The organism is Pseudomonas sp. PDM03, assembly GCF_014852385.1.
In the GTDB taxonomy this organism is placed as follows: Bacteria; Pseudomonadota; Gammaproteobacteria; order Pseudomonadales; family Pseudomonadaceae; genus Aquipseudomonas; species Aquipseudomonas migulae.
The window spans coordinates 102,856-117,630 of the sequence record NZ_JACVBM010000018.1 but is presented as its reverse complement, the minus strand read 5'-3'; the positions used below and the strand labels follow the sequence as shown (position 1 = coordinate 117,630).

Here is a 14,775-nt window from a genome sequence, read left to right as displayed (position 1 = left end):
CAAACCTGGCATCGCTTTATTCCGAACCGCCCGAACCTGTGGAGGCTCAAAACCGCGGGGCCGGCGTTTATAGGCGCGAAGTTTGCCATAAACGTTGGGGTTTGACCCTATTTGCGAGATGACAAACCTGTAGGAGCCGGCTTGCTGGCGATGGGATCGACGCGGTGTTTCAGATTGACCGCGTTATCGTTCATCGCCAGCAAGCTGGCTCCTACAGGTTTACGGTTCGACCTGGGTCCATTGCTTGTTCAGGCGTTTGTCGGAGATCGGCACCTTCGTCCCCAATTGCTGGGCGAACAGCGAAACCCGGTACTCCTCCAGCCACCAGCGATAGAGCTCAAGCTGCGGATCGCGCTTGCCTTCCTGGGCATGTTTGCTGGCGCGGGTCTGGTATTGAGTCCAGAGGCCGGACAGCTCACCGCTCCAGACCCGATCCTTCTGCACCTGCGCAGCCAGCTTCTCGAAGCGTTGCTCGATGGCTTTCAGGTAACGCGGCAGCTCCTTGAGCCACTGCATCGGCGTTTCGCGGACGAAACCCGGATACACCAGATGACTGAGCTGCTGCTTGATGTCATTCAACGCCACGGCTTGCGCCAGATCGATCTTGCCCTTGAAGCGTTTTTGCAGGCCGTGCCAGAGCTTGAGAATTTCCAGGGTCAGCTTCGCCAGACGCTCGGCATGCTCGGTCCAGCCGCCGCGTTTGCGTTCGGCCAGCGCCGCCAATCCGGCGCCATCACGCGGCAACGGGTCTTCGCCGTCGAGGATGCAGCTGTCGAGACTGGCCAGCAGAATGTCTTCCACCAGACTGTCGACGCGGCCCATGTCGCGGTACATCAGGCCCAGCTCGGTCAGGCCCGGCAACTTGCCGCGCAGGAACTTCGCCGGTTCCGCCAGTTGTTGCATCAGCAGGCGCTGCAACGCGCGGCGATGCTGGAACTCGGCTTCGGCCGGTGTCGAGAACCGCCCTTCCTTGACCGTGCCGGCCTCTTCGACCAGCGCCGGATACACCGTCATCGACAACCCGGCGATCTTCTGTTGGGTCTTTTCCGCCACGGCGGCGAAGACTTTCGCCTCCACCGGTTGCTGACTTTTTGCCGTTTGCGGGACGGCCAATGCCGCCTGGCTGGCTTCTGCGAATCGCGCGGTAAGCTCCGCCAGATCTCGTCCCTCGCCGAGGAACTTGCCCTGGCCATCGACGATTTCCAGGTTCATCCGCAGGTGATTTTCGACCTGCTGCGCCGCTTCGGCCCAGGCTTCATCGCTGACCCGCGCACCGGTCATGCGCAGCAACTCGCGCCCCAATGCCTGAGGTAACGAACCCTCGGCAAAGGTCATGCGCTGCAACGCCGCTTTGACGAAGTCCGGCACCGGTACGAAATTCTTGCGCAACGCCTTGGGCAAGTTGCGCACCAAGGCAATGCACTTGGCCTCGATCACGCCGGGCACCAGCCACTCCAGTCGTTCCGGCGGCAGCATCGGCAACAGCGGTGCCGGCACGCGCAGGGTCACGCCGTCACGCGGGTGGTTCGGTTCGAAATGGTAACTGAGTGCCAGTTCCAGATCGCCGATGTGCAAGGTGTCCGGGTAATGCAGCGCGGTGACTTCACTGGCCTCACGGGCCAACACGTCTTCTTCGCGCATGATTAGCAACTGCGGATCTTTCTGGCTGTTAATCCGGTACCAGCTGTCGAAGGTCGCGGTCTGGTGAATCTCCGCCGGCAGTCGCGCATCGTAGAACGCGAACAGGGTTTCTTCGTCGGCCAGGATATCGCGACGGCGAGCCTTGGCTTCCAGCTCGTCGAGCTGTTCCAGCAGTTGCTGGTTGGCGGTCAGGCACTTGGCTTTGGATTGAATCTCGCCGCGCACCAGGCCTTCGCGAATGAAAAACTCACGGGACACCACCGGATCGATCGGCCCGTAATGCACCGGCCGGCGGCCTACAACGATCAGCCCGAACAAGGTGATCTGCTCGAACGCCACGACTTGCCCGCGCTTCTTCTCCCAATGGGGTTCGAAGTGGTTTTTCTTGATCAGGTGCCCGGCGAGCGGCTCGATCCAGTCGGCATCGATCTTGGCAACCATGCGCGCGTAGAGCTTGGTGGTTTCCACCAGTTCGGCGGTCATCAGCCATTGCGGGCGCTTTTTACCAAGGCCCGATGACGGGTGAATCCAGAAGCGCCGCTGCCGGGCACCGAGGTAATCGCCTTCATCGGTTTTCTGCCCGATCTGACTGAGCAGGCCAGAGAGCACGGCTTTGTGGAGCTTGGGGTAATCCGCCGGCTCTTTGTTCAGGCTCAGCTGCATGTCGCGGCAGATCAGACTCAACTGACGGTGCGAGTCGCGCCACTCGCGCAGCCGCAGGTAGTTGAGGAAATTCTTGCGGCACCAGTTACGCAGCGGACTGGCCGTCAGCGCCTGGCGTTGCTCTTCAAAACCACGCCACAGATTGACCAGCCCGGCGAAGTCCGAGTCCACGTCTTTCCATTGTGCATGCGCCTGATCCGCCGCTTGCTGGCGCTCCGGTGGACGCTCGCGCGGGTCTTGAATCGACATCGCGCTGGCGACGATCAGCACTTCCTGCAAGCTGCCGAGTTTCGCCGCTTCCAGCAGCATGCGGCCCATGCGCGGGTCCACCGGCAGGCGCGCCAATTGGCGCCCCAGCGGGGTCAACTGGCTGTTGCGGTCCACCGCCGACAGCTCTTGCAGCAGGTTGAAACCGTCGCTGATGGCCTTGCCATCGGGTGGCTCGATAAACGGGAAATCGGTGATCTCGCCGAGGCGCAGATGCAGCATCTGCAAAATCACCGCCGCGAGGTTGGTCCGCAGGATTTCCGGGTCGGTAAATTCCGGGCGACCGATGAAGTCTTCTTCGCTGAACAACCGTACGCAAATGCCTGGCTCAACCCGACCGCATCGACCTTTACGCTGGTTGGCGCTGGCCTGGGAAATTGCTTCGATGGGCAGGCGCTGGACCTTGGCGCGGTAGCTGTAGCGGCTGATGCGCGCGGTGCCGCTGTCGATTACGTAACGAATGCCCGGCACGGTCAGCGACGTTTCGGCGACGTTGGTCGCCAGCACCACGCGACGACCCGGGTGCGACTGGAAAATCCGCTGCTGTTCGGCCGGCGACAAGCGTGCGTACAACGGCAGGATTTCAGTGTGCTTGAGTTGCGCCTTGCGCAGCATGTCGGCGGCGTCGCGAATCTCGCGCTCGCCAGGCAGGAACACCAGCACGTCGCCGGGGCTCTTGCGCTCGCTGCGTTCGAACGCGGCGATTTCATCGAGGGTGGCGAGGATCGCCTGATCCACCGTCAGGTCATCCTCGACGCGGTTGCCCTCTTCATCCTGTTCCAGGGTCAGCGGGCGATACCAGGTTTCCACCGGGAAGGTGCGACCGGAGACCTCAACGATGGGCGCATCGTCGAAGTGCTTGGAGAAACGCTCCAGGTCGATGGTCGCCGAGGTGATGATGACTTTCAGGTCCGGGCGACGGGGCAGCAGGGTTTTCAGGTAACCGAGCAGGAAGTCGATGTTGAGGCTGCGTTCGTGGGCTTCGTCGACGATGATCGTGTCGTAGCGTTCGAGGTAGCGGTCGTTCTGGGTTTCCGCCAGCAGGATGCCGTCGGTCATCAGTTTGATCAGCGTATTGGAATCGCTCTGATCCTCAAACCGCACCTGATAGCCGACCAGCGCGCCCAATGGCGTCGCCAGTTCTTCGGCAACCCGGCTCGCCACGCTGCGCGCCGCGATTCGACGCGGCTGGGTGTGGCCGATCAGACCGTGCTGGCCGCGACCGATTTCCAGGCAGATCTTCGGCAACTGGGTGGTTTTGCCCGAGCCGGTTTCACCGGCGATGATCAGCACCTGATGCTTGAGCAGCGCTTCCTTGATTTCATCGCGCTTGGCGGCGATGGGCAGGCTGTCGTCGTAACGAATCACCGGCAGGCTGGCACGTCGCGCCAACACCTGATCACAGGACGCCTGCATGCGCGCCACCCACTGGGCCAGCTTGGCTTCGTCGGGTTTCTTGCGCAGCTCAAGCAACTGCCGACGCAGCCGGTGGCGGTCGGCGAGCATGGCGTGATCGAGGTTTTTCAGCAGTTTGTCGAGTGAAGGCGATTCGTCAGTCATCAGGTACGCAATAAGTCGTCTAGTGGCGCAGGGGGCGGATTGTCGCAGATTTAGAGGACAAGCGAGATCCCTTGTAGGAGCCGGCTTGCTGGCGATAGCGGTGTATCAGTCACTTCATGGGTGTCTGTCAGGCCGCCATCGCCAGCAAGCCGGCTCCTACAAGGGTTGTGGTGTCATTCGGTATCCATGCCCTTGCGCCGATACGGGAACACGTCGATCACCTTGCCGGCACGAATCGCCTCTTGCAGGCTTTTCCAGTAATCGGCGTTGTACAGCTCGCCGTGCAACTGATCGAACAAGCGCCGCTGCGCGGAATCGGCAAACAGAAACGGCGGGAACTCCTCGGGGAACACGTCCAGCGGCCCGATCGAATACCACGGTTCGGACGCCATTTCGTCTTCCGGCGTACGCGGTTGCGGGATGTGGCGGAAGTTGGCTTCGGTCAGGAAGCAGATCTCGTCGTAGTCATAAAACACCACGCGACCGTGACGGGTGACGCCGAAGTTTTTCAGCAGCATGTCGCCGGGAAAAATGTTCGCCGCCGCCAGTTGCTTGATCGCCAGGCCGTAATCTTCCAGCGCGTCGTGCACCTGCGCCTCGTTGGCGTTTTCCAGGTACAGGTTCAACGGCGTCATCCGCCGCTCGGTCCAGCAGTGGCGGATCAATACCGTGTCGCCTTCCACCGATACGGTAGACGCCGCCACGTCCAGCAATTCTTCCAGACACGCCGGCTCGAACTTGCTCAACGGAAAACGGAAATCGGCGAACTCCTGGGTATCGGCCATGCGCCCGACGCGGTCGACGCTTTTCACCAGCCGGTACTTCTCGATCACCGTCGCGCGGTCGACGTTTTTCGACGGTGAGAAACGGTCCTTGATGATTTTGAACACGGTGTTGAAGCCCGGCAGCGTGAACACGCTCATCACCATGCCGCGCACGCCGGGGGCCATGATGAACTGGTCGTCGGTGCTGGCCAGGTGGTTGATCAGCGCCCGGTAGAACTCCGACTTGCCGTGCTTGTAGAAACCGATCGAGGTGTACAGCTCGGCGATGTGCTTGCCCGGCAGGATCCGCCGTAGGAAACCGATGAACTCCGCTGGCACCGGCACATCGACCATGAAGTAGGAACGGGTGAACGAGAAGATGATCGACACATCGGCTTCGTCGGTAATCAACGCATCGATCTGGATGCCGCGGCCCTCAAGGTGCAGCAGCGGAATCGCCAGCGGCCATTGCTCATCGGTGGTGTAGATGCGCCCCACCAGGTAAGCGCCCTTGTTGCGGTACAACACCGAGGAAAACAGCTCGACGCTCAGCTCGGGATCCTTGCACACCCAGTCCGGCAGGTTCTCGCGCAGTTGTGCTTCGAGGCGACGCAGATCGCCCGCGAGGTCGGCGTAATCCTCGCTGAAACGGTAGTCGGCAAAAATGCTCGCCAACATGCCCGACAACTGGCCTTGAGGTTTGTAGGTGCGGGTTTGTGCGGCGCGCGCCCGACGCAGGCTTGGCCGGGTGGTGTGGATGAACATGCAGCCGTCACTGATCAGGTCGTGGCTGAACAGCCCGCAGAAGATCGAGTTGTACCAGGTCTCGGACAGCTCATCGTCGAAGCGCAGGTCGATCAGGCTGATGTAGGCGCTTTTGACCAGTGGCCAGCAGCTGACATCCAGCGTGTCGGCGTCGAACGCGATGCGCAGCCGGTCCACCGTTTCGCTGACTTTATCTTCGTAGAGGTTGATCCGCGCCGCCGAGGCGATTTGCGTTTCCTGCCATTGGGCTTGCTCGAAACGCGCCCGGGCACCGTCGGTGATCTGCCGGAAATGCTCGCGGTAATCGTCAAAGCCATCGAGGATCATTCGGGCGATGTCGGCGGCTGGCCATTGCTGCGGCATGGTGAGACCTCTACGGGAATTCGGAAGGCCTGAGCTTAGCCAGTGAACCGGGTGCAGGAGAAGCCTAATTTCGGTCCGAAAACGAATGAATCACTCATGGGCGCAGTTTTTTCAGACTTTTTTTAATCGACCGTTCGGTCAGTAAACAACCTAAAAAGTCACTCTCCATCCACTTAATCGATTCATCTACAGCCCTCTGATTATCAGGCGCTCGAATCCACTCCTTGGTCAGGCAAATGTCAGCCGCCGGGTTTTCTGCTTTTTCCTGAAAGCCTGCCCGCCTGAAAAGTGCTCTCGAACTGGTCTTACCAAGGTAATAGCACTTTGATATACACCCCGCGTTCACCCGCCTAAAAACAAGATCCTCGGCCCACGAGGACTACCTCTCAAAATGCCCAAGGAGCACATAAGATGCCTATAAGGAACATGCGCATAGGTTTGCGCGCGAGCTTGAGTTTTGCTGTGTTGGCCAGCCTGCTGGTGCTGGTCGGGCTGTTCGGCCTGGGTCAGATGGCGACCCTGCGCGAGAGTGCATCGGTCATCGAGGAATCGTGGATGCCGAGCATCGAGAGCATCCATGACAGCGCGTCCAACATCGCCACCATCCGCTTGGAATCGTTGCGGTTGATCGCCAACAGCCAGAGCGCTGTGCGGGAAAGGAGCAAAGGCATCCTCAACGTGCAACGCCAGGAATTGCAAAAACGCCTCAACGACCACAAGACGCTCCTGTCCAGCGACCAGGAACGGGTCATGCTCGACAGCCTGAATGCCGCCGTCGCGAAGTACCTGGCCATCCTCGACCAGATCCTCGCGCAGATCGATGCCGGCCAGGATGAGCAGGCCTACGCCCGCCTCAACAGCGAACTGGCCCCGCAGGGCATCGTGCTGGATAAATCCCTGGAGTCGATGATCAGTTTCAATCAGCAAGGCGCCGATACCGCTGCGGACGCCGCCGCGTTGATGTATCAGCGCGCGCAATGGATCGTCGGCACGATCATCGTGATTGCGCTGCTTGCCACGCTGCTGTTGGCCTGGTTGCTGACGCGCAGCATCACCACGCCGATCAATCAGGCGCTGCAGGTCGCACGCCGGATTGCCGCGGGCGACCTCAGCGGACAGATTGCCAGCCACGGCAAGGACGAAGCCGCGCAATTGCTCAACGCCCTAGCCGACATGCAAGGCAACCTGCGCACGACCATTCGTGGCATCAGCGACTCGGCGCGCCAACTGGCGTCGGCAGCCGAGGAAATGAGTTCGGTGATGGAGGAAAGCACTCGCGGCCTGCAGCAGCAGAACGACCAGATCGAGATGGCCGCCACCGCCGTCACAGAAATGAGCACCGCGGTGGAGGAAGTCGCCGCGAATGCCGTGTCCAGCGCCGAGGCCTCCCAGGCGTCGAACGAGGACAGCAAGCACGGCCACGTGCAGGTCACTGAAACCATCACCGCGATTCAGGGGCTGGTCAGCGAAGTGCTCGGCGCCTCGGAGCGGGCCGAGGGCCTGGCGGTTCAGGCGCAGGACATCAGCAAAGTGCTGGAAGTGATTCGCGGCATCGCCGGGCAGACCAACCTGTTGGCGCTCAATGCGGCCATCGAAGCCGCACGCGCCGGTGAGGCCGGGCGCGGGTTTGCCGTGGTGGCCGATGAAGTGCGCTCGCTGGCGCAACGCACCCAGAACTCCACCGAAGAAATCGAGCTGATGATCAACAACATCCAGCACGGCACCGGGGCCACGGTCAGCGCGTTGCAAAGCAGTGCCGAACACGCCGGCCAGACCTTGCGTCGGGCCAACAGTGCCGGCAGCGCCCTGGAGAAAATCACCGCATCGATCTCGCAGATCAACGAACGCAACCTGGTCATCGCCAGCGCCGCCGAACAGCAAGCGCTGGTGGCCCGGGAAGTCGATCAGAACTTGGTGACCATTCGCGATCTCTCGACCCAGACCGCCGCCGGCGCCACCCAGACTTCAGCCGCCAGTCAGGAACTGTCGCGACTGGCAATCGACCTCAACGGTCTGGTGACACGTTTCATAATTTGATGCCGGTTTTTCGGTTGCCATAGGCAAGGCTCTCGGCAACACTCTCGTCCCCATCAAGGAAGGAGTGCACCGTGAGCCCTGTCGATATTGTTCGTTTACTGTCGCTGGCGGCCATCTGGGGCGCGAGTTTCCTGTTCATGCGCATCATCGCCCCAGTGATTGGCAGCATCCCCACGGCGTTTTTCCGCGTGTCTATTGCGGCAGTCGGGTTGCTGATGATTGTCGGGTTGATGCGCATCAGCTGGGATTTCAAGGGCAAGCTCAAAACCGTGATGCTGCTCGGGGTGATCAACTCCGGGATACCAGCGACCCTCTATTCAGTGGCAGCCCAGGTGCTGCCCGCCGGTTACTCGGCAATCTTCAACGCCACCACGCCATTGATGGGCGTGTTGATCGGCGGCCTGTTCTTCAGTGAGCGGCTCACTGCGGCCAAACTCGGTGGGGTGTTTCTCGGTTTGTTCGGTGTTGGCGTGCTGACCCGTGCCGGCCCGGTGGCCTTCGACCTGCAACTGTTGATGGGCGCCCTCGCCTGCCTGCTCGCCACCACCTGTTACGGTTTTGCCGGGTTCCTCGCCCGCCGCTGGCTCGATCAGGCCGGCGGGCTCGACAGTCGTCTTTCGGCACTGGGCAGCATGCTCGGGGCGACCTTGTTCCTGCTGCCGCTGTTCGGCTACAGCGTGATCAGCCAGCCACCGGCGAGCTGGGGCGGCTGGAGCGTGTGGCTGTCGTTGCTGGGCCTGGGCCTGGGGTGCACGGCGTTTGCGTACATTATTTACTTCCGTCTGCTCAGCTCGATCGGGCCTTTGAAATCGATGACAACGACGTTCCTGATTCCGCCGTTCGGGGTGTTGTGGGGGGCGTTGCTGCTGGATGAGCCGTTGTCGATGGCGCATGTGTATGGCGGGGTGTTGATTGCGGCGGCGTTGTGGTTGGTGTTGAAGCCTTCGGTGATGAAGAAGGTTGAGGTGGTGGCCCGATAATCATGTGGTGTTGGTGATGACGCCATCGCCGGCAAGCCAGCTCCTACAGGGTTCGCGTAGACCTTGTAGGAGCTGGCTTGCCGGCGATAGCGGTGGTTCAGGCAACTACAAAGCTGACTGACTCACCTCCCCATCCACCAACCGCCGAATCCCCAGCGGATTGGCGTTCTGCAACACCTCGGGCAACAACGCATCCGGGTAATTCTGGAAGCACACCGGCCGCAGGAATCGATCAATCGCCAGCGTCCCCACCGACGTCCCGCGAGAATCCGACGTGGCCGGATACGGCCCGCCATGCACCATCGCCTCGCAGACTTCGACCCCGGTCGGATAGCCGTTGAGCAAGATCCGCCCGACTTTTTCCTGTAGCAATTGCGCCAGCCAGCGGTATTCCAGCAGCTCTTCGGCCTCGCCGATCAACGTCGCCGTCAATTGCCCGCGCAGGCCGTGCAGCGCCGCCGCGAGCTGCGCCCGATCTTCGACTTCGATGACGATGGTGGTTGGCCCGAACACTTCTTCCTGAAGCAACTCATCGCCCTTGAGCAGCAGGCTGACATCGGCCTTGAACACCTGCGGCTGCGCCTGATTGCCCTGCTGCGGTTTGCCCGCCAGGTGGGTCAGCCCCGGATGTTCGTGCAATTCCCCAAGGCCTTGGCTGTAGCTGACCAGCGCGCCGGCATTGAGCATGGTTTGTGCCGGCTGCTCGTTCATGTTGGCGCAGAACTGTTGGAGGAAGGCGCTGAACTGTGGCGAACGCAAACCGATGACCAAACCCGGATTGGTGCAGAACTGCCCGCAACCCAAGGTCACCGAACCGGCCAGTTGCGCCGCGATTTGCTCGCCCCGCACGGCGAGGGCTTCGGGCAACAGGAACACCGGGTTGATGCTCGACATTTCGGCGAACACCGGGATCGGTTGCGGCCGGGTCGCGGCCATGTGGCTCAGGGCATTGCCGCCCTTGAGCGAACCGGTGAAGCCCACCGCCTGAATGGCCGGGTGCTTGACCAGCCACTCACCGACGCCACCACCATAAATCATGTTGAACACACCGGCCGGCATGCCCGTGCGTTCGGCGGCGCGGATGATGGCGTCCGCGACCCGTTCGGCGGTCGCCATGTGTCCGCTGTGCGCCTTGAATACCACCGGGCAACCGGCGGCCAGTGCCGAAGCCGTATCGCCACCCGCCGTGGAAAAAGCGAGCGGAAAGTTGCTGGCGCCGAACACCGCCACCGGGCCGATGGCGATGCGGTACTGGCGCAGATCCGGACGTGGCAACGGTTGGCGATCCGGCAACGCCCGATCAATTCGCGCACCGTAGAAATCACCGCGCCGCAGGACCTTGGCAAACAGGCGCATCTGGCCGCTGGTGCGCCCGCGCTCGCCCTGGATACGCCCGGCCGGCAGTGCCGTTTCCCGGCAGACCGTGGCGACGAAATCATCGCCCAGCGCATCGATTTCATCGGCGATGGCATCGAGGAACGCAGCGCGTTTTTCCGCGCTCAGGTTGCGGTAGATCGGGTAAGCCGCAGCGGCGGCCTTGGCGGCGGCATCCACTTCGGCTTCAGTCGCCTGGAAGAAAGTGCCGGGCAGCGGCTCGCCGGTGGTGGCGTCGAGGCTTTGCAGTTGCAACGTGCCGTTGGCGCTGCGCTGTCCGCCGATGTAGTTGTGTCCAAGTAACGTGGTCATGAGGTAATTCCTGATCAATTAGCACGGACCTGTAGGAGCCGGCTTGCTGGCGATAGCGGTCTGACAGTCACTTTATGTGTGTCTGTCGGATCGCTATCGCCAGCAAGCCGGCTCCTACAGGGATCAAGCGTTCCGCCAGTTTTTAGAGGGCGCGAATCTGGCCGATGGCCAACGGCTGGGCGCTTTCGCCGATGCCGTTTTCCAACGGTGCGCCAAACGCGTCGAGGCTGATCTGGAAGCGATCCCCCGGCTGGGTTTTCACGCCGTCGGCAAACGACAGCGTCGCGGTGCCGAAGTAATGCACGTGGACATCGCCCGGACGCAAAAACTGCGCGTATTTGAAGTGATGGAATTCGAGGTTGGCGAGGCTGTGGCACATGTTGTCTTCGCCGCTGAGAAACTCTTTTTCCCAGAGGGTTTCACCGTTGCGGATGATGCGGCTGGTGCCCGCCAGGTGTTTAGGCAATTCACCGACACGCAGCTCCGGACCGTAGGCACAGAAACGCAGTTTCGAGTGCGCGAGGTACAGGTAATTGCGCCGCTCCATGACATGATCGGAGAACTCGTTGCCCAAGGCATAACCGACGCGGTACGGCTGCCCGTCATCGCCAATCACGTAGAGACCGGTCAGTTCCGGCTCTTCACCGGCGTCTTCGGCAAACGGTGGCACCGGGAAATCCGCACCGGGGCGCACGACGATGCTGCCGTCGCCCTTGTAGAACCATTCCGGCTGCGCACCAACCTGTCCGGCTGCGGGTTTGCCACCCTCCAGGCCCCACTTGAAAATGCGCATGGTGTCGGTCATGCCGGCTTCAACGGCGCCATCCTGCTGGTGCATTTTGTCCCGCGCCGAGGCACTGCCGAGGTGAGTCAGGCCGGTGCCGCTGATCAGGCAGTGCGCCGGGTCTTCGTGATCCAGCGGCGGCAGGACTTTGCCCTGCTGCAACAGTTGCGCGTAATCCGGGCCAGGCTCAGTGCCGCGTTGGGCCACTTCTTCTTGCAGGCTGCGTTGGGCGCGGATCGCCGCGAGAGCCAGTTCACGAGTGCTGCGGGTGCCTTTGAGCACCTGGACCTGCGAGCCCTCGACGACGCCGACCTGGCGCTCGCCGGCAGTGTTTTCAAATTGAATCAGGCGCATGTCGGCCCTCCAGAAAGTCGTGAATGGCGCCGCTCACGAGCGGCGCCTCAAGGTCACTCGATGATGTTGAAGTCGCTCAGGTATTCATCGGAGATTTCCAGGCCCAGGCCCGGCTTGTTGTCGTCGAGCTGGATGTAGCCGTTGACCGGTTGCGGCTCGCCCTTGAACACGTAGTAGAAGAGTTCGTTGCCGACCTCGACATCGAAGACCGGGAAGAACTCGGCCATCGGTGAGGCGGTGGTAGACATGGTCAGGTGATAGTTGTGCATCTGCCCCGCGTGCGGAATCACCGGCACCGACCAGGCTTCGGCCATCGCGTTGATCTTGCGCGCGGCGGTGATGCCGCCCACACGGTTGGTGTCGTACTGGATCACGTCGACGGCGCGGCGTTCCAGCAGGTCTTTGAAGCCGTAGGAGGTGAATTCGTGCTCGCCACCGGAGATCGGCATGATCCCCATTTTTTTCAGCTCGATGTAGCCTTCGATGTCGTCGGCGATCACCGGTTCTTCGAGCCAGCGCGGTTCGAATTCGGCGAGTTTCGGCAACATGCGCCGTGCGTATTCCAGGGTCCAGCCCATGTAGCACTCGAGCATGATGTCGATGTCCGGGCCGGCCAGTTCACGCAGTGCGCGCACTTGTTCGATGTTCTTGCGCATGCCCGCCGGGCCATCTTTCGGGCCGTAGCCGAAGCGCATTTTCAGCGCGGTGAAACCCTGGTTCAGATAGCCCTGGGCTTCTTCGAGGAACAGGTCGAGGTTGTCGTTGGCGTAGAGCTTGGAGGCGTAGGTCCAGATCTTTTCCTTGGTGCGGCCACCGAGCAACTTGAACACCGGTTTGTTGACCGCTTTGCCCATGATGTCCCAGATCGCGATGTCGATTGCCGAGATCGCCGCCATGCCGATGCCTTTACGGCCCCAGGCGTGGCTCTGGCGGTACATCTTCTGCCAGATGTATTCGTTGTCGAACGGGTCTTCGCCAATTGCAATCGGTGCAAGGTAGGTGTCGATGATTTCCTTGGCCACACGCGGCGCCAGGGCGCAGTTACCGATGCCGACGAGACCGGTGTCGGTCTCGACTTCCACCACCAGCCAGCCGTGGAAACGGAACGAACCCATGGCGTCGCCACGTTCGAACAGGATGTCGCTGGCGTTGGTGCAGAAGTGCGCTTGTGGTGGGACGACTTTGCCTTTCCACTCGAAAACGCGGGTACGGATTGCTTTGATTTTCATGAATTCAATTCCTTGCTAACGCTTGGGTAGTGATCAGCCAACCTGAGCCGGTGTGAGCTGCGAGGGGGATTTAGGGGTGTGGGTGCTGCGAAGTCGGGACAACAGGACGGCGCCGACAATGCCGACCAGGGCCAGGGCGAACATGCCGGCGCGGGGGTCGGCGAAGCTGGTTTCCATCACGGTTTTCAGGTTCGGCGCGACAAAACCGCCGAGGTTGCCGATGGAGTTGATCAGGGCGATCCCGCCGGCTGCGGCGGCACCGCTGAGGTAGCTGGTGGGAATGGTCCAGAACAGTGGCTGCACCGAGACGAAACCGGCAGCGGCGAAACAGAAGGCGATGACCACCGGAACCATGCTGGTGCCCAGCGCCGAGGCGGCGATGCCGAGCGCGGCCATGGTCAGCATGCACACGGCGAGGCGACGATGTTGCCCGGTGCGGTCGGCGTAGCGAGTGACGAGACGGGTCACGACCAGGGCGCAGATCCACGGAATCGCGGTGATCAGGCCGACGTTGAGGCCGACGTGGCCGTCGAGCAGCCCGGCGATGCGCGTCGGCAGGTAAAACACCACGCCGTACACGCTCATCTGAATGGTGAAATACGCCAGGCAGAATTGCAGCACCCGAGGGTTGCGCAGCGCACTGAGAAAACCATGGGGGCTGCTGTCTTTTTTCTTCGCGTCTTCTTCGCTGAGCGCGGTTTGCAGCGCCTGCTTTTCATCGACGCTCAACCAGCGGGCATCGGCCGGACGGTTGACCAGGTAGAAGTACGCGGCGATGCCGACTACCGACGCCATCAGGCCTTCGACGACGAACAGCCACTGCCAGTTGGTCAGGCCGAACACACCGTGGAAGTCCAGCAACCAGCCCGACAGCGGGCTGCCCAGCACCAGCGCCAACGGCAGTCCGAAATAGAACAGGCCGAGCGCCTGACCACGGCTTTGTGCCGGGAACCAGTAGGTGAGGTAAAGGATGATCCCCGGGAAGAAGCCGGCTTCGGCGACACCCAGCAGGAAGCGCAGGACGTAAAAGGTTTCGGCGTTGTGGGCGAACATCATTGCCGCCGACACCAGGCCCCAGGTGACCATGATCCGGCACAGCCAGACCTTCGCGCCCAGGCGGTGCAACATGTAGTTGCTCGGCACTTCGAAGAACGCGTAGCCGATGAAGAAGATGCTCGCGCCGAACGCGAATGCGGCATCGCCCAAACCGGTGTCGGCCTGCAACGCGGCTTTGGCGAAGCCGACGTTGGAGCGATCGATGAAGGCGAGGATGTACATCAGGATCAGAAACGGCAGCAGACGCAGCCGGCTTTTGGAGATGGCACTGGACAGAGCCAGGGCTAAATCTGGACGAGTCATTTGAAGGTTCCTTTGCTGCCGGTATGTGCCTTGCGGAAGTGACAAGGCGGGCTTTTTGTAGTTGTTGAATCGTGCGATCGAGGCGGCTCGGGTGGCCGGCTCTGGTCATTCGATGGAGCGACTTTAGCCAGCGCACAGGGCGGCGGATAATCACTTATGCACATCCATCGATAACCTGGGGTGATAGGTAAGTGCGGTTATTGCCTAGATCGAGTTATCAGGCGCCCCCCCCAAAAAACAACTGTGGGAGCGAGCCTGCTCGCGAAGGCGATCTGACAGGCACATTGCAGTGACTGATAGAGCGCTATCGCGAGCAGGCTCGC

At 61.4% G+C, this 14,775-nt stretch carries 8 protein-coding genes; 2 read left to right on the top strand and 6 right to left on the bottom strand.

The features are described from left to right. Window positions 1–219 precede the first annotated feature (219 nt). Window positions 220–4,131, bottom strand: coding sequence for an ATP-dependent RNA helicase HrpA (hrpA, locus tag IB254_RS22580; RefSeq protein ID WP_008043469.1), 3,912 nt, complete (start codon window positions 4,129–4,131; stop codon window positions 220–222). A gap of 173 nt (window positions 4,132–4,304) precedes the next feature. Continuing rightward, complete coding sequence (gene aceK / locus IB254_RS22575; protein WP_008029042.1) at window positions 4,305–6,023, bottom strand: bifunctional isocitrate dehydrogenase kinase/phosphatase; 1,719 nt, start codon at window positions 6,021–6,023, stop codon at window positions 4,305–4,307. A gap of 411 nt (window positions 6,024–6,434) precedes the next feature. On the opposite strand from aceK, the gene IB254_RS22570 reads away from it, so the two are divergent. Both IB254_RS22570 and IB254_RS22565 read left to right on the top strand, forming a co-directional pair. Beyond that, entirely contained in the window at window positions 6,435–8,060 is a 1,626-nt protein-coding gene (locus IB254_RS22570; RefSeq protein ID WP_192419517.1) for a methyl-accepting chemotaxis protein, read from the top strand. 71 nt (window positions 8,061–8,131) lie between these two features. After that, on the top strand, window positions 8,132–9,040 hold the full coding sequence (locus IB254_RS22565) for a DMT family transporter (protein WP_192419516.1): 909 nt from the start codon (window positions 8,132–8,134) through the stop codon (window positions 9,038–9,040). 105 nt (window positions 9,041–9,145) lie between these two features. Here IB254_RS22565 and IB254_RS22560 read toward each other — a convergent pair whose 3' ends face one another. From IB254_RS22560 to IB254_RS22545, 4 genes are all read right to left on the bottom strand, one after another. Next, window positions 9,146–10,726, bottom strand: a complete 1,581-nt coding sequence (locus tag IB254_RS22560; protein WP_192419515.1) for an aldehyde dehydrogenase (NADP(+)) — start codon at window positions 10,724–10,726, stop codon at window positions 9,146–9,148. A 142-nt stretch (window positions 10,727–10,868) separates the two neighbouring features. Further along, window positions 10,869–11,864, bottom strand: a complete 996-nt coding sequence (gene araD1, locus IB254_RS22555) for an AraD1 family protein (protein WP_192419514.1) — start codon at window positions 11,862–11,864, stop codon at window positions 10,869–10,871. A gap of 53 nt (window positions 11,865–11,917) precedes the next feature. Further along, window positions 11,918–13,093, bottom strand: a complete 1,176-nt coding sequence (locus IB254_RS22550) for an L-rhamnonate dehydratase (RefSeq protein ID WP_008043480.1) — start codon at window positions 13,091–13,093, stop codon at window positions 11,918–11,920. Between the two features lie 33 nt (window positions 13,094–13,126). Further along, window positions 13,127–14,452 carry an MFS transporter gene (locus IB254_RS22545; RefSeq protein WP_192419513.1) on the bottom strand — a complete coding sequence of 442 codons (1,326 nt, stop codon included), beginning with the start codon at window positions 14,450–14,452 and terminating at the stop codon, window positions 13,127–13,129. Window positions 14,453–14,775: the final 323 nt, after the last annotated feature.

Excerpts from the sequence above, each read along its gene's own strand:
- hrpA (WP_008043469.1), bottom strand. The coding sequence starts at position 4,131 with ATGACTGACGAATCGCCTTCACTCGACAAACTGCTGAAAAACCTCGAT.
- aceK (WP_008029042.1), bottom strand. The coding sequence starts at position 6,023 with ATGCCGCAGCAATGGCCAGCCGCCGACATCGCCCGAATGATCCTCGAT.
- IB254_RS22570 (WP_192419517.1), top strand. The coding sequence starts at position 6,435 with ATGCCTATAAGGAACATGCGCATAGGTTTGCGCGCGAGCTTGAGTTTT.
- IB254_RS22560 (WP_192419515.1), bottom strand. The coding sequence starts at position 10,726 with ATGACCACGTTACTTGGACACAACTACATCGGCGGACAGCGCAGCGCC.
- araD1 (WP_192419514.1), bottom strand. The coding sequence starts at position 11,864 with ATGCGCCTGATTCAATTTGAAAACACTGCCGGCGAGCGCCAGGTCGGC.
- IB254_RS22550 (WP_008043480.1), bottom strand. The coding sequence starts at position 13,093 with ATGAAAATCAAAGCAATCCGTACCCGCGTTTTCGAGTGGAAAGGCAAA.
- IB254_RS22545 (WP_192419513.1), bottom strand. The coding sequence starts at position 14,452 with ATGACTCGTCCAGATTTAGCCCTGGCTCTGTCCAGTGCCATCTCCAAA.